This window comes from Pseudomonas machongensis (genome assembly GCF_034961125.1).
In the GTDB taxonomy this organism is placed as follows: domain Bacteria; phylum Pseudomonadota; class Gammaproteobacteria; order Pseudomonadales; family Pseudomonadaceae; genus Aquipseudomonas; species Aquipseudomonas machongensis.
Window position 1 is genome coordinate 224444 of sequence record NZ_JAYFUI010000190.1, and the last position, 19597, is coordinate 244040.

Consider the following 19597-nt stretch of genomic DNA (forward strand, 5'->3'; position numbering starts at 1 on the left):
GAGGCGCCCGCCGCTTGCGCGGGCGCCCGTGACACGGGAAGCTATGGCCACCATCTGACGGGAGATCGAGCCTTGGACTGGCATACCCTGCTCAACCGCGAACGCCTCGGCAAAGCCTTGTACAGCCCCGAAGAACTGGGGCGCAGCCCATTCCACAAGGACCATGACCGCATCATCTTCTCCGGCGCCTTCCGCCGCCTGGGGCGCAAGACCCAGGTCCACCCGGTGTCCAGCAACGACCACATCCACACCCGCCTCACCCACTCCCTCGAAGTCAGTTGTGTAGGCCGCTCGCTGGGCATGAGGGTCGGCGAGACCCTGCGCGCCAACCTGCCCGACTGGTGTGCACCAAGCGACCTGGGCATGATCGTGCAATCGGCCTGCCTGGCTCACGACATCGGCAACCCACCGTTCGGCCACTCCGGTGAAGACGCCATCCGCCACTGGTTTCAGCAGGCAGCGGGCCGTGGGTGGCTCGACGACATGAGCGACGACCAACGTGCCGACTTCCTCAACTTCGAAGGTAACGCCCAGGGTTTTCGCGTGCTCACCCAGCTGGAATACCACCAGTTCGACGGCGGCACCCGCCTGACCTACGCCACCCTCGGCACCTACCTCAAGTACCCATGGAGCGCCCGTCATGCCGACGCGCTGGGGTACAAGAAACACAAGTTCGGCTGCTACCAGAGCGAACTGCCGCTGCTGCAGCAGATCGCTCACAAGCTGGGCCTGCCACAGCTCGAGGAACAACGCTGGGCTCGTCACCCGCTGGTGTACCTGATGGAGGCCGCGGACGACATCTGCTACGCGCTGATCGACCTGGAGGACGGCCTGGAGATGGAGCTGCTGCAGTACGCCGAGGTCGAGGCGCTGCTGCTGGACCTGGTCGGTGACGACCTGCCCGACACCTATCGGCAACTGGGCCCGGCGGATTCTCGTCGGCGCAAACTGGCCATTCTGCGCGGCAAGGCCATCGAGCACTTGACCAACGCCGCCGCCGAGGCCTTCGTCGAACAGCAACAGGCACTGCTGGCCGGGCATCTGGCAGGGGACCTGGTCGAGCACATGCACGGACCGGCCAAGCACTGTGTGCTGCAGGCCAAGGATATCGCGCGCAAGAAGATCTTCCAGGACAAGCGCAAGACCCTGCACGAGATCGGCGCCTATACCACGCTGGAGATCCTCCTCAACGCCTTCTGCGGCGCAGCGCTGGAGCAACACGGTGGGCGCACGCCGTCATTCAAGAGTCGGCGTGTGCTGGACCTGATCGGCAACCACGCCCCCGATCCACACGGCACCCTGCACAACGCCTTCCTGCGCATGATCGACTTCATCGCTGGCATGACCGACAGCTACGCCAGTGAAATGGCTGGAGAAATGACAGGACGCTCCAGCCCTCATTGACCGACAACGAGGGACGGTCAGCCGCGGCTTGCCGTTCCTCTTGAGAGAAACTTCCTACGCAACCACCGCGCCATTAAATACTCAGAAGAATAATTTGAGATTTAGTGACTTTCTCGTCTTGACTCCTTACAAAACTCATAAAAATCCAAGCTGCGTGTAGTACTTGGACGTAGGTCTTTTCCCATATATGGCGTTACGCCTAGCCTCTCATGCGCGAAGGCGGTCAACTGCGATAAGGTTTTGTTTGCATCTGACAATCGCCGACTGGGAAGTTGATATGAGCTCCATATTTATTGTTGATGACCACCCCGTGATTCGCCTGGCCATTCGCATGTTGCTGGAAAATCAGAGCTACAAGGTCATTGGCGAGTCTGACAACGGCGTCGAGGCCATGCAGATGATCCGTGAGACCCAGCCTGACCTGGTGATCCTCGACATCAGCATCCCCAAGCTCGACGGTTTGGAAGTCCTGGCACGTTTTCAGAGCATGGGGCTGCCACCGAAAGTGCTGGTACTGACCGCGCAGTCGCCCGCGTTATTCGCGATCCGTTGCATGCACTCAGGCGCTGCCGGGTTCGTATGCAAGCAGGAAGATCTGAGTGAATTGCTCAGCGCAGTCAAGGCCGTACTTTCTGGTTACAACTACTTCCCCAGCCAGGCAATGAAACCCCATCAGGAAATATCCGCTCGTGACATGGATCTTTTCCGACAAGTTAACGACAGAGAGTTGATGGTTCTTCAACTTTTCGCACAGGGGCGCAGCAACAAGGAAATAGCCAAAGGCATGTTCCTCAGCAACAAGACTGTCAGCACCTACAAAAAACGCCTGATGCAGAAGTTAAGGGTCGATACCTTGGTCGACCTGATCGAAGTGGCCAAGCGCAACGCGCTGGTCTGAGGTGGATCATGCCGAGGTACATCGCCTGCGTGCTGCTGACCCTGCTCAGCCTGGGTTGCCAGGCTCAAACGAAGCAGGAGCCCGCCCCCAGGAAACTCAACCTGCTGGTCCGCTCCACCTCCGAAGCAACCGTGCCAGCTTTTTCGACCGCGCAGCAGCAATGGCTGCAATGCCGCACCAGCCTGACAATGGGAACCTCCGCGCCCAACAATCCGCCCTTCGACGTCACCAATGGCAGCGAATATCAAGGCTTGACAGCGGAGTATGCCGGCCTGATCGGCAGGGCACTGGGGCTGGAAATAAAGGTGCTGCGCTTTAATCATCGCCAGGACGCAGTGGAAGCACTCAAGGCCGGGCGCATCGATCTGCTTGGCAGTGCAAACGGCTATGAGGCCGCGGTCGACGGGGTGGCGCTGTCCAAACCCTACGCTGTAGATCGCCCCGTTCTGGTCACCCGCGAAGACGAAACACGCCCCCTCGACCTGGGGCTCGCCGACTTGCGCCTGAGCACGCTCTATCATTACCTGCCGCTCGAGGATATACATGCGCTTTACCCACAAGCCCAGCTGAAAACCTTCGGTTCCACCTCCGAAGCGCTGAACGCTGTCGCATTTGGCCAGGCCGACGTCTTTCTCGGCGATACCATTTCGACTCACTTCCAGCTTACCCGCGGTCATCTGCCACAACTGCGCATGAGCAATTTCGGCAAGCACGAAGCCGTGGGCTTCAGCTTTGCCGTGCGTGCCCAGGATCAGCTGTTGATGGGCCTGATCAACACCATCCTGGACAGCCAGCCGGCCAGCGTCAGGAATTCGATCTTCAAGCGCTGGAGCGCGGGCAGCGACCTGCTGCTTACCGATCGTCGGCTGCAACTGACGCCGCGCGAGCAGCAATGGCTACATGATCACCCGAGCATGCGCGTGGTGGTAAACGATACCTCGGCTCCCCTGTCATTCTTCGACGGCAACGGCCATTTCCGCGGTATCACTGCCGACCTGCTGGAGCTGGTTCGACTGCGCACCGGCTTGCGTTTCGAGATCCAACGCGCTACCGGGATAAAGGAAATGATCCAGTCACTCGCGCAGGGCAGTGCTGACCTGATTGCTGCACTTGCCATCGCATCGCCTGCCCGAACAGACCTGCAACTCAGTCGCCCGTATCTCGAGAGCCCCTATGTACTGGTTACCCGCAGCGGCCGACCGTACACGTCGCTGGAACATCTGAATGGCCGCCGGGTCGCCGTTACACGACATACCTCCCCCTCCGTCCTGCTGGCGACGGCACACCCGAAGATCCGACTGATCGAGACCGAAAGCACTTTCTACTCCATGGCCCTGTTGGGCAGCGGCGCCGTGGACGCAGCCATCACCACGCTGCTGGATGCCAACCACGCCATCGCCGCCAACAACGATCTGGTGATCCGCAGCACCGTCGGCAACGACCCGGCCACCTTCTCCATGGCCAGCGTCAAGGACGCCAGCCCGCTGGCCTCCATCCTCGACAAAGCCTTGCTGAGCATCACGCCTGAAGAGCTGGGTGTCATCAACAGTCGCTGGCGCGGTTATGCATTGCACGATGGTGGCCAATGGCGCGAGTACCAGCGTCTGGTGCTGCAGGTCGTGCTGGGGATCGGCATCCTGCTGTTACTGGCGCTGGCCTGGAACGCCTACTTGCGACGCCAGATACGGCAGCGTCGCCGGGCAGAACGCGCCTTGAACGATCAGCTCGAGTTCATGCGCGCCCTGCTCAATGGGACCCCTCACCCGATGTACGTACGCGATCGCGAAGGACGGTTGCAAAGCTGTAACGACAGCTATCTGGAGGCCGTCGACGCGAGTGCCGACGCGGTCATGGGCAAACTGCTCCATGAAAGCCTGTTCAGCAACTGCGACTATACCCGGCAGATCCAAACCGACTATCTGCAGGTAATGGAAGCAGGCACGCCGCTGATCATCGACCGCCCCCTGCGCCTTAAAGACCGCGAACTGACCATCTACCACTGGATCCTTCCCTACCGCGACTCGCTGGGCGAAGTGCAAGGCATCATCGGCGGCTGGATCGACATCAGCGAACGCCGCAAGCTGATCCAGGACCTGCGCCTCGCGAAACAGCAGGCCGACGATGCCAACCGGGCCAAGAGCACCTTCCTGGCGACCATCAGCCATGAAATCCGCACGCCGATGAACGCCGTCATCGGCATGCTCGAACTCGCGGCCAGACGCGCCGATCAGGGGCAGTTGGACAAAGCGTCGATCGAGGTCGCCTATCATTCGGCCAGGGACCTGCTCGGGCTGATTGGCGATATTCTCGACATCGTCAGAATAGAGTCCGGGCATATGTCCCTGAGCCCCGAACCGATCGATCTGGCATCCCTGATCGAATCGGTACGACGGGTATTCGAAGGTCAGGCCCGAGAAAAAGGCCTGCTGCTGGAAGTGGTCATAGATCCCTCGGCACGTTGCCACGCCCTGCTCGATCCACTGCGTTTCAAGCAGGTGCTCTCCAACCTGGTCAGCAACTCGATCAAATTCACCAACGATGGCCATGTACGCATCAAAGCCTCGGTGCAGGAAAGCGAGCGCGACATGCTCGAGCTGGAAGTGCGCGACAGCGGGATCGGCATTCACGACGACGACCTGCGACGGTTGTTCACCCCCTTCGTACAGGTCGACCCACAGAGCGAAAGCGCCCGTGCCGGCACTGGGCTGGGCCTGGCGATCTGTCGCACCCTGTGCGAAATGATGGGCGGCCAACTGGCGATCAAGAGCCTGCAGGGCGTGGGTACCCAGGTACGACTGCTGATGCCGCTGCAGCGCGTGGCACCGCCCCCGGACAGCGTCGTGCAGCCCCCGCACATAGAGGCACCCGACACGCGGCTCAGGGTTCTTGTCATCGACGACCATCCCGCCAACCTGCAGTTGATGGCCCAGCAACTGACCTACCTGGGGCTCTGGCATGACAGCGCCCGCGACGGTCAGGAAGGGCTGGAAAAATGGCGGCACACAGACTTCGACGTGCTGATCCTGGACTGCAATATGCCGCGCATGAATGGCTACCAACTGGCAGAAGTCCTGCGCAGTGAAGAACGTCAACGGGGCAAGACGCCTTGCACCATTCTCGGCTACACCGCCAACGCCCAACCGGAAGTGCGCCAGCGTTGCCTGAACGCCGGCATGGACGACTGCCTGCTCAAGCCCATCAGCCTGCAAACCCTCGGCTTGCATCTGGCCAGCGTGAGCCCCTCGCAACGGCGGCAATCACAAGAACCTTTCGACCTCGACGCACTGGCGAAGATCGTCGGTGACCGCTGCGAAGACCGGGCAAGAATGCTGGCTACACTGCAACTGAGTCTCGAGCAGGACCTCACTCTACTGATGGCCCTGGACCCCGAGCACGACGCACAGGCCATCGTCGACCAGGCGCACAAGATTCTTGGCGTGGCACGCATGTTGGACGCAAAGGGATTGATGGAGGCTTGCCAGGCGCTGGAAACAGAGGGTATGTCGTCGACGCAACTGAAACTGCGTCGCCAGGCACTGGCGCGGCAGATGCGCCGCATAGAAAAGGCCTTGGCCGGTCAGCGTTGCCGACCAGCCAAGGCACAGTGACGCGGGATCAGGAAGCCGAGTTGATCGGCTTGTCCGGATACCAGGCATCCAGCAGCGGGCTGACTTCGATCTTGGTGAGCTCGCTGCGGCCTTTGAGCCACGCCTCGACAGTGGCGCGCTGCTCTTCGCTGACCGAGCCACGCTTGGCCAGGCAGACCAGGCCGAAGTCATCACCACCGACGTAGTCCAGGCCGTTGGCGTCCATGGCTTCTGCCAGGAAGGCGTCGAGGAAGGCATCGATGGCTTCGTCGGACAGGTCTTCCTTGAAGTCCAGGTTCAGTTCGAAACCCAATTCCTGGAATTCATCCACGCACAGCTTCTTGCGCAGACGACGGGAACGGTTGGTAGCCATTGAAACAATCCTCTTGAGTAATTACGCGCGGCACTTTACCAGTTTCCGCGCCAGAGCGGCGCTTTTGTGTCGAACCTGCCCACAAACAGCACGCTTGGGGCATAATGCGCACTATATTTCGCCAAGGGGCCATCATCTCTTACAGCCCCGTCGTCCCTTTCCCTCGCCCGCAGGGTTACAGCACTCATGATCAAGACGCTTCGCCCACTGCTTTTCGCCGGCCTACTCCTTCCCATCGCATTGCCCAGCCAGGCTGCCGCCGTCAACACCAGCTTGCCACCGAAGGTGCAGCAGGCACTCAAGACCAACAAGCTGCAGGACAATGCCCTGTCGCTGGTGATGCTGCCACTCGATGGACCGGGCACGCCGACCATCTTCAATGCCGATGTCTCGGTCAACCCGGCCTCGACCATGAAGCTGGTGACCACCTACGCCGCTCTCGAATTGCTCGGCCCGACCTTTCAGTGGAAGACCGAGTTCTACACCGATGGCACCCTGAACAACGGCGTGCTCAACGGTAACCTCTACCTCAAGGGTGGCGGCGATCCGAAACTGAACATGGAAAAGCTCTGGTTGCTGATGCGTGACCTGCGTGCCAACGGTGTGCGCACCGTCACCGGGGACCTGGTACTGGACCGCAGCCATTTCGTTCAACCCACCCTGCCGCATTTCGACGATGATGGCGGTGACGTCAACAAGCCCTTCCTGGTCAAGCCGGACTCGCTGCTGGTCAACCTCAAGGCCCTGCGCTTCGTGGCCCGCAACGATGGCGGCAAGGTCGTGGTTTCGGTCGAGCCGCCCATCGCCAGCATCCGCATCGACAATCAGGTCAAGGCCGTGGCCTCCAAGCAATGCACCGGCGATGTACGCTACAACCCCGTGGTGCAGCCCGATGGCGTGAGCGTCACGGTCAGTGGCCAGCTCGGCGACGGCTGCAACTCGCAAACTTATCTGGCCCTGCTCGACCACCCCGCCTATGCGGCCGGTGCGGTCAGAGCGATCTGGAACGAGCTCGGCGGCAGCATCCAGGGCCGTGACCGCATCGAAAACGTGCCCAAGAGCGCACGCCTGCTGGCCCGGGCCTTCTCGCCAGACCTGGTCGAGGTGATCCGCGATATCAACAAATACAGCAACAACACCATGGCCCAGCAACTGTTCCTCAGCCTGGGCGCGCAATTTCGCACCGATGCCGACGGCGACGATGCCCGCGCGGCACAGCGTGTCGTGCGCCAGTGGCTGGCCAAGAAAGGCATCACCGCACCGCACCTCGTGATGGAAAACGGCTCTGGCCTGTCACGCGCAGAACGTGTCAGCACACGTGAAATGGCGGCTTTGCTGCAAGCCGCGTGGAAGAGCCCCTATGCGGCCGAATTCATCAGCTCGATGCCATTGGTGGGCATGGATGGCACCATGCGCAAGCGCCTGAAGCGCACCGCCATGACCGGCGAGGCGCACATCAAGACCGGCACCCTCAATACCGTACGCGCGATCGCAGGCTTCAGTCGCGACAGCAACGGTCATACCTGGGCCGTGTCGGCGATTCTCAATGATCCAAAGCCGTGGGGCGCCTCCCAGGTACTGGATCAGGTGTTGCTGGAGCTCTACCGCCAGCCCAAGGTCGGCACCGGGACTGTCGGCGTAGTGCCCTGACAGAAAGGGAAAACCGGGGCTGTCACGCAGCCCCGGCCACCTCAAGGCAACTCCGCCTCCACGCGATCGCGCCCGGCCTGCTTGGCTGCATAGACCCCCGCATCCGCTCGCAGCAACAAGGCATCGGCCCCTTCACCGACACGCCATCCCGCTACGCCGAAACTGGCCGTCACTCTGCCGACCCCCTCGACCGGCACACCGCGTACCCCCTGCCACAGCTCCAACGCAAGCTTGCGGGCCTGCTCGGCATTGCTGCCCGGGCACAGCACCATGAACTCCTCGCCTCCCAGCCGGCAGAACACATCGGTCCGCCGCAAGCGATGGCCAATCCGCTGGCAAAGGCTGCGCAACACGCGATCGCCGACAGCATGGCCAAACTGGTCGTTGATGCATTTGAAGTGGTCGATATCGAGCATGATCACTGCCAGGTCCAGATCATCACGCTGGGCCCGCTCCAGCTCGACCTTGAGTCGCTCCTGGAAGTAACGCCGATTGTGGATGCCGGTAAGGACATCAGTCACCGACAATGCACGCAACTCCTCCTCCACCCGCTTGAGATCGGAGATGTCCGTCAGATAGCCATGCCAAAGGGTACAGCCCTCCTCCCCGATCTCCGGCGTTGCCTCCCCACGCACCCAACGCAGACCGGCGCGGGGCAGGCAGACGCGGTACTCCTCGCGCCAGGGCGTCAGGCGCACGGCCGACTCGCGCACCGAACGGCGCACCCGATCAAGATCGTCCGGATGAATGCGCTCGAACACCTTCGATGCGTCTTGGCGCAGCAGCTGCAGATCCACTTCATAAATGTCCAGCAGCCCGGCGCTGGCGTAGGGAAAACACGAATGGCCGTCGGCATCCAGACGATATTGGTAGATGCCACCCGGGACCTCGGCACTGAGCTTCTCCAGCAGCCGATCACGGGCGGCCAACGCTTCATGAACACGACGACGCTCGGTGACATCGATGCAAATGGCCAGGTAACCCACCCACAAGCCTTGCTCGTCGAGCACCGCCGTCACCAGCATGTTGGCCAGCAAATGACTGCCGTCCTTGCGCACCAGGGTCCACTCCCCGGGCACCCCTGCACCCTCCTGCACGGTTTCGGCGAACATCGCCTGGCCTGCCGTGATTTCGCGCCCGTAGCGCAGGCTCAAGGCATGGGCACGCTGGCGCAGTTCGTCCGGCTGGACCAGATCCTCCAGCGCCAGGTGACCGAGCGCTTCGTCGGCCGAGTACCCCAGCATGCGCTGGGCTCCCGCATTGAAGGTGCTGATCACGCCCCGCAGGCTGGTGGCAATGATCGCTACCTGGGTCGCGGCATCCAGCACGCTGCGTAGCTGGTTGTGAGTCTCACGCAGCGACTGCTCGCTCACGCGCAGTGCTGCCGTGCGCTGCTCTACCAGGGTCAAAGCACGCTGACGCTGGCTGAACAGGCTGTAGAGCAAGGCGCTGAGCAACAGGCTCAACAAGCCACCGAGCAGTGTCACGGTGAACACCGCCGAGGAACGGTTGGCCTGGAGGAAGGCTTCGCTGGGGCGAATATCGAGCTGATAGTGGTGGTCGGCCAGATGCAGCAATTGGCTGCTGGTCAAAGGCAATGGCGCGCTTAGGTTGCCCGAATCGTACAACGTCTCATGGCTTTGGCTGCCCGACAGATCGAGGATACGTACCACCAGGTTATCGTCCGACGCGGTCGGCAGCCCCTCGCCAATCAGCTGACGCATGCTCAACAAGGCCATGACATAACCGGCAGGCGGCCCGCTCGGCGCCGACGCGGTGAACACCGGTGCGACGATCAGCAGGCCACGGGTGTAGGCCGGCTCGACATCGATCATGTCCAGTGGGGAGGAAACCGCCAGGCTGCCGGGCGTGGTGGCGCGGTCCAGCGCATCCTGGCGCTGAGGCTGGCTACGCAGGTCGAGCCCGTAAGGCTGGTCGTGCTGGCGGGTGGCCTGGGTGTAGAGCACCGGGTAATAGAAGGCCCGTGACGGCGATGCCTGCCAAAGGCCTTGGGCATCGAAATCACGAATCTGATAGGGGCGCCCCAGCCAGGTGCTGGCGCGGCGCTCGAAGGCATCGCGCTCGTCGGCTTCGACCCGCGGCGCCCAGGAATATGCCTGGGTACGGTGCAACAAGGGGCGGGCGTAACCGTCGAACTCCTCGGGGAGAATGTCACTGGAATAGGTGAAAAAGCGCCGCAGACCGTCCAGGCGCTGTTCCTGATCCTCGAAGCGTTCGGCGATACGGCTGTAGCGCTCACTGGCCAGCAGTTCGAAGCGCTGACGCAACTGCTGCTTGTAGAAGGCGTGGGCGGCGAAGGCCAGCGCAGCAGTGAGCAACCCGCCGGCCACCAGCGCGAACAGCGCAACGGCCCAGGCCGAGAGCGCCTCGCTGATCAGGCCGAACATCTTCGCACGCACCCTCGACATAGAGCATTCTCACCACGTCAGCGTCCTGCGAATTGTTCGGCCCTGAGCTGATTTATAGCCATTAGCCATCAGCCCTGCAATGCACTTCTTCTCTTCAGCGTAGCTGCAGGCGCCAGGCCCGGTGGATGCGGTTATTGCGGGCAAAGTCCGGATCCAGGGTCTGTGCGCTGATCTCTTCCACCGCATAGCGCTCGAGCAGGTGTTCGTCGAGCTGGAACTTGCGGAAGTTGTTGGAGAAGTACAACACGCCCCCCGGCGCCAGACGCGCCATGGCCAGGTCGAGCAGACGCACGTGGTCACGCTGCACGTCGAACACCCCCTCCATGCGCTTGGAGTTGGAGAAGGTCGGTGGGTCGATGAAGATCAGGTCGTAGCTGTCCTGGGCATTCTCCAGCCAGGCCATCACATCGCTCTGTTCCAGGCGGTTGCGCTCGGAGAAGCCATTGAGCGACAGGTTGCGCCGCGCCCAATCCAGGTAGGTTTTCGACAGGTCGACGCTGGTGGTACTGCGCGCACCACCCTTGGCCGCATGCACGGTGGCGGTAGCGGTGTAGCAGAACAGGTTGAGGAAGCGCTTGCCCGATGCTTCGCGCTGGATACGCAGACGAATCGGACGGTGATCGAGGAACAGGCCGGTGTCCAGGTAGTCGGTCAGGTTGACCAGCAGCTTGACGCCGCCTTCGCTGACTTCCTGGAAGCGCCCTTCCGTGGCCTGGCGCTCATACTGGCGTGTGCCACCCTGACGCTCGCGGCGCTTGAGCACCACGCGCTGAGGATCGACACCCAGGGCCTGGGGAATCGCCGCCAGGGCGTCGAGCAGGCGCGCCTGGGCCTTGTCCGGGTCGACCGAACGCGGCGCCGCGTACTCCTGAACATGCACCCAATCATGATACAGGTCGACCGCCAGGGCATACTCGGGCATGTCGGCATCGTACAGACGGTAGCAGTCGACCTGCTCGCGGCGGGCCCACTTGCCCAGTTGCTTCAGATTCTTCTGCAAGCGGTTGGCGAACATCTGCGCGCCTTCGGAAAGGCGTGCCGGTTCATGGGCCACGGCCGGTGCCGCACGCGAGTCGCCGGCCTGATCATCGGTCGGGCGACGCTCACCCGTCACGAACTGGTCGGGCTGGACCTTGAACAGCAACAGCTTGCACGGCAGCGCACCGTTCCAGAACGCATACTGCTTGTGGCTGCGGATGCCCATGCGCTTGCCCAGTTCGGGTGCGCCGGTGAACACCGCCGCTTCCCAACCCATGCAGGCCTGGCGCAGGCGCTCGCCAAGGTTCTGGTAGAGGTACAGCAGGCTCGCCTCGTCCCCCAGACGCTCGCCATAGGGCGGGTTGCTGATGACCAGGCCTTTCTGGTTCTGGTCCGGGCGCGGCTCGAAGCTGGCGACTTCGCCCTGGTAGATCTTCACCCAGTCACCCAGGCCTGCGCGCTCGACGTTGTTGCGTCCGGGCTGAATCAACCGCGGATCGGCCTCGTAGCCGCGAATCCACAAAGGCGGCTTGGCCAGGCCCGCCTGGGCACGGGCCTGGGCCTCGTCATGCACCTTGCGCCACAGCGCTGGGACATGGCCCTGCCAGGCACTGAAGCCCCAACGCTCGCGCTTGAGGTTCGGTGCAATATCGGCGGCAATCATCGCAGCTTCGACGAGGAAGGTCCCGACACCGCACATGGGGTCGGCCAGCGCGCCGCCCTCGGCGGCAATACGCGGCCAACCGGCGCGGATCAACACCGCGGCAGCCAGGTTTTCCTTGAGCGGTGCAGCACCCTGCTGGAGGCGATAGCCGCGTTGGTGCAGGCTGTGGCCGGAAAGGTCGATGGACAGGATGGCTTCGCCGCGGTCCAGGCGCAGGTGGACACGCAGGTCGGGGTCGATCTTGTCCACGGATGGGCGCTGGCCTTCACGGTTGCGCAGCTTGTCGACAATGGCGTCCTTGACCTTGAGCGCACCGAAGTGGGTGTTGTCGATGCCCGATCCATGGCCACTGAACTCCACCGCCAGGGTGCCGTCGGCGGCCAGGTGGTCCTGCCAGTCGACACCGTGCACGCCATCGTAGAGGTCGTCGGCGTTCTTCATGGCGAAGCGCTTGACCACCAACAGCACGCGGTTGGCCAGGCGCGACCAGAGGCACAGCCGGTAGGCAGTTTCCATGTCGGCCGCGCCGCGGATCGCCGAGGTGTGCTCGCGCACGTCGGCCAGGCCCAGGCCGCGGGCTTCTTCCGCAAGCAGCCCTTCCAGGCCTTTGGGGCAGGTGAGATAGAGTTCGAGTGAGTCCGACATGTAGATTCCAGAGCCTCTGGGCTGTGTGCTGGCAACGCGACGCATCGCTGTTGCCTGAGTTTGCCGGATACCCTTCCAGCAGGTATCCGGGTGGCGTGCCGATCATTCGGCAAACCGGGCCACCCGATCGACATCCAGCGCCAAGTGGCGCAAGGCGGTTTGATCGTCGAGCAGTGTGAAAATTTCGTCTAACGAAGGCATCGATGTGACCCTTCGTCGCATTACCAGATGTTGCGTCAGTTCGATGGCGCCAATGGCCAAATGATTTCAATCATCGGCAAACCCTCATCATAGCGGGACAAAACCTAAACAAGGTTGAGTCGCATTTATTTACTTATCCCCTCACCCCTGGAAAGGTTACGTCCTTATGACAAATTGATCATTCACACTGTGACCCGCATTGGTTAGAACTGACCTCAGGCCGCTTCGCAACGAGGCGGCACTTTCAGCTCGCCACGCCGGCAGCGAGCGCAAAACCGGCAGAAAGATTCTGCCCGGCCTCGGAGAGGCCGACGGGACATTACAGTCAACAAGTGAGGGCAACACCCTATGAGAAGACTTAAGCGTGATCCGTTGGAAAGAGCATATTCACGTGGCTACCAATACGGGGTAACCGGCAAATCCCGCGAACTTTGCCCCTTCAATCTGCCATCCGTTCGCCAGGCATGGATCAACGGTTGGCGTGAAGGTCGCGGCGACAACTGGGACGGTATGACCGGCACCGCTGGCATCCAGAGACTCAACGAAAATCACGCCGTTGGCTGAACGAGGACACTGAATTCGAGTCACCATGCACGCCCCATCCGGGCGGCGGGCTGAGGCCCAGGGGCCCCTTGAAGGGGCCCTTTTTATTGGGCCGCGTCTTTGTTAGCGGGGCAGCGCCGCAATTGCATCCACCGCTTCGCGAATCAGTGCAGGGCCCTTGTAGATGAAGCCCGAATAGATCTGCACCAGGCTCGCACCGGCTGCGATCTTCTCGGCGGCATGGCGACCTTCGGTGATCCCGCCCGCAGCGATGATCGGCAACTTGCCGCCCAGTTCAGCAGCCAGCACCTTGACGATGTGAGTGCTCTTCTCCAGCACCGGCGCCCCGGAAAGCCCACCCGCCTCTCCCCCGAACGGCAGCCCTTCGACCCCTTCGCGACCCAAAGTGGTATTGGTCGCGATTACCGCATCCATGCCCGACTCGACCAGGGCTGCCGCCACCAACGCGGTTTCCTCATCGCTCATGTCCGGTGCGATCTTGATCGCCAGCGGCACGCGTTTGCCGTGCTCGCTCGCCAGCTGCTCACGACGCTCGGCCAGCGCGTCGAGCAGTTGCTTGAGCGAATCACCGAATTGCAGGCTGCGCAGGCCGGGAGTGTTGGGCGAGCTGACGTTGACCGTGATGTAGCTGGCCTGGGTGTAGACCTTTTCGAGGCAGATCAGGTAGTCGTCCTGGGCACGCTCGACTGGCGTGTCGAAATTCTTGCCGATGTTGATGCCCAGCACGCCGTCATAACGCGCCGCGCGCACCCGTTCCAGCAGGTGGTCCACACCCAGGTTGTTGAAGCCCATGCGGTTGATGATCGCAGTCGCTTCCGGCAGGCGGAACAACCGAGGCTTCGGATTGCCAGGCTGTGGTCGCGGGGTGACAGTGCCGATCTCGACGAAACCGAAGCCCAGCTGGGCGAAGCCATCGATGGCCGCGCCGTTCTTGTCCAGGCCTGCGGCAAGGCCCACGGGGTTGGCGAAGTTCAAGCCCATGACGGTCACCGGCACCGAGGCCGGGCGCTTGCACAGCAGGCCATTGAGGCCAAGGCGGCCACCGGCGCCGATGAGGTCGAGCGACAGGTCGTGGGAGGTTTCCGGGGAGAGCTTGAACAGCAGCTGGCGGGCCAGGGTATACATGGGCAGGCAGGACTCGGGGATGAGTGAGGGATGCGATTATAGCCAGCGCGCCGTCCGCGCGACAGGGCCTTGGCACATGGGTTGCTTCGAAGCGCTGGCAACCCGATCGGTACGGGTGAGGATATTTCGTGAACACAGCCCCTCCGACAACACCCTTGGCCTGGGTCAACGGCAGCGATGCACCCGAGAAACCCAGCCTGAACATCGGCTTCATGGCCCTGACCGACTGCGCCTCGGTGGTGGTCGCGGCCACGCAGGGCTTCGCCCAGCTCCAGGGTCTGACCCTCAATCTGCAGCGTCAGGCCTCCTGGGCCGGGACCCGAGACAAACTCGCCAGCGGCGAACTGGATGCTGCCCACTGCCTGTACGGGCTGGTCTACGCCATGCACCTGGGCATGGGCGGTGCCGTGGCCAACGATATGGCGGTACTCATGGGCCTGAACCAGAATGCCCAGGCCATCAACCTTTCCCCGGAACTGCAGCGCAAGGGCGTGACCAGCCCTGAAGCACTGGCACGGCTGGTGCACCAGCGTGGCGCACGCCTGACCTTCGCCCAGACGTTTCCCACCGGCACCCACGCCATGTGGCTGTACTACTGGCTGGCCAGCCAGGGCATCCACCCGCTGCACGATGTCGACAGCGTGGTGGTCCCACCGGCACAGATGGTCGCGCACCTGCACGCCGGGCGCATTGATGGCTTCTGTGCCGGCGAGCCCTGGTCGGCAGACGCCGTGGGGCAGAACCAGGGTTTCACCCTGGCAACCAGTCAATCGATCTGGCCGGACCATCCAGAAAAGGTTCTGGCCAGCACCCGCGCTTTCGTCGAGCACTACCCCAACAGCGCCCGCGCGCTGGTCAAGGCGATACTCGCCGCCAGCCGTTTCATCGAGCAAAGCCCGGAAAATCGCCGAGGCACGGCGCAACTGCTCAGCGGCAGGGCCTACCTGGATACGCCAGCCAGCAACATCGAACCGCGCCTGCTGGGCGACTACCACGACGGACTGGGCAACCGGTGGCAGGATCGTCACGCCCTGCGCGTGCATGACCAAGGTCGGGCGAACCTGCCCTATCTGTCCGACGGCATGTGGTTCATGACCCAGTTCCGACGCTGGGGCCTGCTGCGCGAGGATCCGGACTACCTGGCGGTGGCCACGCGTGTGCAGCAACTGGCGCTGTACCGTGAAGCAGCCCAGGCCGTGGGCGTGCCCTGCGCCGATGCACCGATGCGCAGCAGCCTGCTGATCGACGGCATCCGCTGGGACGGCAGCGACCCCCATGCCTATGCCCGCAGTTTCCGCCTGCACGCCCTGGATGACGCCCCGCACATGCGGGTTGGTTCGTGAAGGTGGCCACCATGCTGCGTATTCTGCTGATCGATGATACCGAGAAGAAGGTCGGTCGCCTCAAGGCTGCTCTGATCGAAACTGGCTTCGAAGTGATCGAGGCGCCGGGGCTGACCATCGACCTGCCCACCTGCGTCGAAACGGTGCGTCCGGATGTCGTGCTGATCGATACCGAGTCACCGGGTCGCGATGTGATGGAACAGGTGGTGCTGGTCAGTCGCGACCAGCCACGGCCCATCGTGCTGTTCACCGACGAGCATGATCCGGGGGTGATGCGCCAGGCGATCCAGGCCGGCGTCAGCGCCTACATCGTCGAAGGCATCCATGCAGCGCGCCTGCAGCCGATCCTCGACGTGGCCATGGCCCGCTTCGAGAGCGACCAGGCGCTCAAGGCGCAGCTGCTGGCTCGCGACCAGCAGCTGGCCGAACGCAAGCGCATCGAACAGGCCAAGGGCCTGCTGATGAAGATGAAGGACTGCAATGAAGAGCAGGCCTACACCCTGATGCGTCGCCAGGCCATGAGCCGTCAGCAGAAGCTGATTCAGGTGGCCGAGCAGATCATCGCCATGTCCGAGATGCTTGGGTGAGTCGATGTTGGCCCGGCTCTTGCTCAGCCAATAGCTCAGGTAGCCAACGGCGGTTGCCACATCATCCCGACAAAGACGTCGCTCTCCCCTCCACGCTGATGGACTGGGTAGCGACGTCTTTTTCATTTGCGCCCTGCGCAGGCAGGGCATGACAACCGTTGCAAGCCGCGCGAGGTGTTCAATGAATACGAGCTTCTGGAAATCCGGGCATGTGCCTACGCTGTTTGCTGCCTTTCTCTACTTCGACCTGAGCTTCATGGTCTGGTACCTGCTCGGCCCCTTGGCGGTGCAGATCTCCGCCGACCTGCAACTGACTGCCCAGCAACGGGGCCTGATGGTCGCAACACCGATCCTGGCCGGTGCCATATTGCGCTTTATCATGGGCATGCTGGTCGACCGACTGTCTCCCAAGACTGCCGGGCTGATCGGCCAGGTCGTGGTGATCGTCGCCCTGGCCTGTGCCTGGTTCATGGGCATCCACAGTTACGAACAGGCGCTGCTGCTGGGCGTGTTCCTCGGCGTTGCAGGTGCCTCGTTCGCCGTGTCGCTGCCGTTGGCGTCGCAGTGGTATCCACCTCAGCACCAGGGCAAGGCCATGGGCATCGCCGGTGCGGGTAATTCCGGGACGGTGTTCGCAGCCCTGCTCGCCCCGGTGCTGGCCGCAGGTTTCGGCTGGAACAACGTGTTCGGTTTCGCCGTCATCCCGCTGGTGATCACTCTCGTAGCCTTTGCCCTGCTGGCACGCAATGCCCCACAGCGCCCCAAGCCCAAGGCGATGGCCGACTATTTCAAGGCACTTGGTGACCGTGACAGCTGGTGGTTCATGTTCTTCTACAGCGTCACCTTCGGTGGCTTCATCGGCCTGGCCAGCGCCCTGCCGGGCTACTTCAGCGACCAGTATGGCCTGAGCCCGATCACCGCCGGCTACTACACGGCGGCCTGCGTATTCGCCGGCAGCCTCATGCGCCCGCTGGGCGGTGCCCTCGCCGACCGTTTCGGTGGCATCCGCACCTTGCTCGGGATGTACAGTGTGGCGGCGGTGTGCATCGCCGCGGTCGGCTTCAACCTGTCCAGCGCCGCGGCAGCCCTGGCCCTGTTCGTCAGCGCCATGCTTGGCCTGGGCGCTGGCAACGGTGCGGTGTTCCAATTGGTGCCGCAACGCTTCCGCCAGGAAATCGGGGTCATGACCGGCCTGATCGGCATGGCCGGTGGTATCGGCGGCTTCCTGCTGGCGGCAGGCCTGGGTGCAATCAAGCAGCACAGCGGCGACTATCAGCTTGGCCTGTGGCTGTTCGCCAGCCTGGGGTTGCTCGCCTGGTTCGGCCTGTACGGGGTCAAGCGTCGCTGGCGCACCACCTGGGGTTCGGCTGCCGTAACGGCGGCGCGGGTCTGACCGCATGAGCTTGCAACTGGCGTTCGCCCAGGCCAGCGCCACCGGCCCGCGCCCGGAAAACCAGGATGCCCTGCGCCTGGTCACCCCGGCCGCAGAGCTGGCCGCCAGCAAGGGCTACCTGTTCGCCCTCGCCGACGGCGTCAGCCAGTGCGCCGATGGTGGCCTGGCCGCCAGGGCCAGCCTGCAGGCCTTGGCACTGGACTACTATTCCACCCCCGCCACCTGGGGGGTGGCCCAGGCCTTGGATCGGCTGCTGCTGGCGCAGAACCGCTGGCTGCGCGCCCAGGGCAACGGTCAACCGCTGATGACCACGCTGACCGCCCTGGTGCTGCGCGGCAAGCGGTTCACACTCGCCCATGTCGGCGACTGCCGCGCCTACCACTGGCACGACGGTCGCCTGTCGTGCCTGAGCGATGACCATGTCTGGGACCAGCCAGGGATGCATCATGTGCTCAAGCGCGCCTTGGGTCTGGACCAACACCTGCTGGTCGATTACCGGGAGGGTGAACTGCAGCCAGGCGAGTGCTTCGTGCTGCTCAGCGATGGTGTCTGGTCAAGCCTGAGCGATCAGCAGATCCTGTCGATCCTGCGTGAGCAGCCTGACTTGCAGGTGGCCGCCGATACCCTGGTCGCCACCGCGCACCTGTGTGGCAGCCAGGACAACGCCAGCGCATTGCTGGTCAGGGTCGAACAACCGGGCTCGGCGAATCTGGGCGACACCCTTGCCCAGTTGCAGGAATGGCCGATACCAACCGCCCTGCGTACGGGCCAGCGCATCGATGGCTGGTGTGTTGAGGGGCTGCTTGCCCAGAGCCGACAATCCTTGCTCTACCAGGTCAAGGATGCCCAGGGCCAGACATGGTTGCTCAAGACCCTCCCACCGGCCCGCGAAACCGATCAAGGCGCCGCCCAGCGGCTGCTGCTCGAAGAATGGTTTCTGCGCCGGGTTGCTGGCCGACACTTCCCCGAGGTGAATGCCGCCAGCCAGCGCCAGCACCTGTACTACCTCATGCGCCAATATCCCGGCCAGACGCTTGCCAGCCTGTTCGCCGAGCATGGGCCCTTGCCACTACCACAATGGCTGGAACTGACGCGCCAGTTGCTGCAGGCGGTGGGTGTGCTGCACCGGCGCAACCTGCTGCACCGCGATATCAAGCCGGAAAACCTGCACCTGGGTGAAGATGGTCAACTGCGCCTGCTGGATTTCGGCCTGGCGTATTGCCCAGGGCTGTCAGAGGATCAACCGCACGATCTGCCCGGCACACCTTCGTTCATTGCCCCGGAAGCCTTCGATGGTGAGCCGCCGACACCCCGTCAGGATCTCTATGCCGTTGGCGTGACCCTGTACTACCTGCTGACCGGGCACTATCCGTACGGCGAAGTCGAGGCGTTCCAGCGCCCACGCTTCGCAGCGCCAGTCAACGCTGCGCGCTATCGTCCCGACCTGCCGGAATGGTTGCAGCGCAGCCTGGAAAAAGCCGTGTCGGTGGACCCTGCACAACGTTTCGAAACTGCCGAACAATGGCTGCTGCTGCTCGAACGCGGTGACCGCCAGGAGTTGGCCATGCGCCCTCGTCCCCTGCTGGAGCGCGAGCCGCTGAAGGTCTGGCGAACCTTGGCGCTGTTGTCGATGGTGTTGAACCTGGTGCTGCTGTACATCCTGCTTAAAGGGTGAGCCTGGGCGGGATCATTCGCGGGCAAGCCCGCTCCTACAAATGCAGGGCATCGAGATGCAGGCCCGCTTCCCAAATTCCAG

General features: G+C 62.9%; 13 protein-coding genes. 9 read left to right on the forward strand and 4 right to left on the reverse strand.

Going from position 1 to position 19597, the window contains the following annotated elements; all coding sequences use genetic code 11:
- Positions 1 to 72: 72 nt before the first annotated feature.
- The 3 genes from VA602_RS23335 (at position 73) to VA602_RS23345 (ending at position 5910) form a co-directional block, all read left to right on the forward strand.
- A complete protein-coding gene (locus VA602_RS23335; RefSeq protein ID WP_125930368.1) occupies positions 73 to 1404 on the forward strand; it encodes a deoxyguanosinetriphosphate triphosphohydrolase in 1332 nt (443 codons plus the stop codon).
- Between the two features lie 277 nt (positions 1405 to 1681).
- A complete protein-coding gene (locus VA602_RS23340) occupies positions 1682 to 2302 on the forward strand; it encodes a response regulator transcription factor (protein ID WP_323454528.1) in 621 nt (206 codons plus the stop codon).
- Positions 2303 to 2310: 8 nt separating this feature from the next.
- Positions 2311 to 5910, forward strand: a complete 3600-nt coding sequence (locus VA602_RS23345) for an ATP-binding protein (protein WP_323454465.1) — start codon at positions 2311 to 2313, stop codon at positions 5908 to 5910.
- Positions 5911 to 5917: 7 nt separating this feature from the next.
- Here VA602_RS23345 and VA602_RS23350 read toward each other — a convergent pair whose 3' ends face one another.
- The gene (locus VA602_RS23350) at positions 5918 to 6262 is read right to left on the reverse strand and encodes a YggL family protein (RefSeq protein WP_054892459.1); all 345 of its coding nucleotides are present in this window, start codon (positions 6260 to 6262) and stop codon (positions 5918 to 5920) included.
- Positions 6263 to 6448: 186 nt separating this feature from the next.
- On the opposite strand from VA602_RS23350, the gene dacB reads away from it, so the two are divergent.
- A complete protein-coding gene (gene dacB / locus VA602_RS23355; RefSeq protein WP_054892460.1) occupies positions 6449 to 7912 on the forward strand; it encodes a D-alanyl-D-alanine carboxypeptidase/D-alanyl-D-alanine endopeptidase in 1464 nt (487 codons plus the stop codon).
- Between the two features lie 41 nt (positions 7913 to 7953).
- Here the strand turns inward: dacB and VA602_RS23360 are convergent, their stop codons facing one another.
- Positions 7954 to 10341: a sensor domain-containing diguanylate cyclase gene (locus VA602_RS23360; RefSeq protein ID WP_323454466.1), complete on the reverse strand. Its 2388-nt coding sequence runs from the start codon at positions 10339 to 10341 to the stop codon at positions 7954 to 7956.
- Positions 10342 to 10435: 94 nt separating this feature from the next.
- A complete protein-coding gene (gene rlmKL, locus VA602_RS23365; protein WP_063543997.1) occupies positions 10436 to 12628 on the reverse strand; it encodes a bifunctional 23S rRNA (guanine(2069)-N(7))-methyltransferase RlmK/23S rRNA (guanine(2445)-N(2))-methyltransferase RlmL in 2193 nt (730 codons plus the stop codon).
- Positions 12629 to 13177: 549 nt separating this feature from the next.
- On the opposite strand from rlmKL, the gene rmf reads away from it, so the two are divergent.
- Positions 13178 to 13393 carry a ribosome modulation factor gene (rmf, locus tag VA602_RS23370; RefSeq protein ID WP_080642046.1) on the forward strand — a complete coding sequence of 72 codons (216 nt, stop codon included), beginning with the start codon at positions 13178 to 13180 and terminating at the stop codon, positions 13391 to 13393.
- Positions 13394 to 13495: 102 nt separating this feature from the next.
- On the opposite strand, the gene VA602_RS23375 is transcribed toward rmf, so the two are convergent.
- Entirely contained in the window at positions 13496 to 14518 is a 1023-nt protein-coding gene (locus tag VA602_RS23375) for a quinone-dependent dihydroorotate dehydrogenase (protein WP_063543995.1), read from the reverse strand.
- A 128-nt stretch (positions 14519 to 14646) separates the two neighbouring features.
- On the opposite strand from VA602_RS23375, the gene VA602_RS23380 reads away from it, so the two are divergent.
- The 4 genes from VA602_RS23380 to VA602_RS23395 all read left to right on the forward strand — a co-directional run bounded on the left by VA602_RS23380 (position 14647) and on the right by VA602_RS23395 (position 19516).
- Positions 14647 to 15861: a CmpA/NrtA family ABC transporter substrate-binding protein gene (locus tag VA602_RS23380; RefSeq protein ID WP_323454467.1), complete on the forward strand. Its 1215-nt coding sequence runs from the start codon at positions 14647 to 14649 to the stop codon at positions 15859 to 15861.
- 11 nt (positions 15862 to 15872) lie between these two features.
- Positions 15873 to 16448, forward strand: a complete 576-nt coding sequence (locus tag VA602_RS23385; RefSeq protein ID WP_323454468.1) for an ANTAR domain-containing response regulator — start codon at positions 15873 to 15875, stop codon at positions 16446 to 16448.
- Positions 16449 to 16629: 181 nt separating this feature from the next.
- Entirely contained in the window at positions 16630 to 17841 is a 1212-nt protein-coding gene (locus tag VA602_RS23390; RefSeq protein ID WP_054892465.1) for a nitrate/nitrite transporter, read from the forward strand.
- A 4-nt stretch (positions 17842 to 17845) separates the two neighbouring features.
- Positions 17846 to 19516, forward strand: coding sequence for a bifunctional protein-serine/threonine kinase/phosphatase (locus VA602_RS23395; protein WP_323454469.1), 1671 nt, complete (start codon positions 17846 to 17848; stop codon positions 19514 to 19516).
- Positions 19517 to 19597 lie beyond the last annotated feature (81 nt).

Bases quoted from the DNA above. Each gene is read 5' to 3' on its own strand.
- VA602_RS23340 (WP_323454528.1), top strand. From the start codon at position 1,682: ATGAGCTCCATATTTATTGTTGATGACCACCCCGTGATTCGCCTGGCC.
- VA602_RS23345 (WP_323454465.1), top strand. From the start codon at position 2,311: ATGCCGAGGTACATCGCCTGCGTGCTGCTGACCCTGCTCAGCCTGGGT.
- VA602_RS23350 (WP_054892459.1), bottom strand. From the start codon at position 6,262: ATGGCTACCAACCGTTCCCGTCGTCTGCGCAAGAAGCTGTGCGTGGAT.
- dacB (WP_054892460.1), top strand. From the start codon at position 6,449: ATGATCAAGACGCTTCGCCCACTGCTTTTCGCCGGCCTACTCCTTCCC.
- VA602_RS23360 (WP_323454466.1), bottom strand. From the start codon at position 10,341: ATGTCGAGGGTGCGTGCGAAGATGTTCGGCCTGATCAGCGAGGCGCTC.
- rlmKL (WP_063543997.1), bottom strand. From the start codon at position 12,628: ATGTCGGACTCACTCGAACTCTATCTCACCTGCCCCAAAGGCCTGGAA.
- rmf (WP_080642046.1), top strand. From the start codon at position 13,178: ATGAGAAGACTTAAGCGTGATCCGTTGGAAAGAGCATATTCACGTGGC.
- VA602_RS23375 (WP_063543995.1), bottom strand. From the start codon at position 14,518: ATGTATACCCTGGCCCGCCAGCTGCTGTTCAAGCTCTCCCCGGAAACC.
- VA602_RS23385 (WP_323454468.1), top strand. From the start codon at position 15,873: ATGCTGCGTATTCTGCTGATCGATGATACCGAGAAGAAGGTCGGTCGC.
- VA602_RS23390 (WP_054892465.1), top strand. From the start codon at position 16,630: ATGAATACGAGCTTCTGGAAATCCGGGCATGTGCCTACGCTGTTTGCT.
- VA602_RS23395 (WP_323454469.1), top strand. From the start codon at position 17,846: ATGAGCTTGCAACTGGCGTTCGCCCAGGCCAGCGCCACCGGCCCGCGC.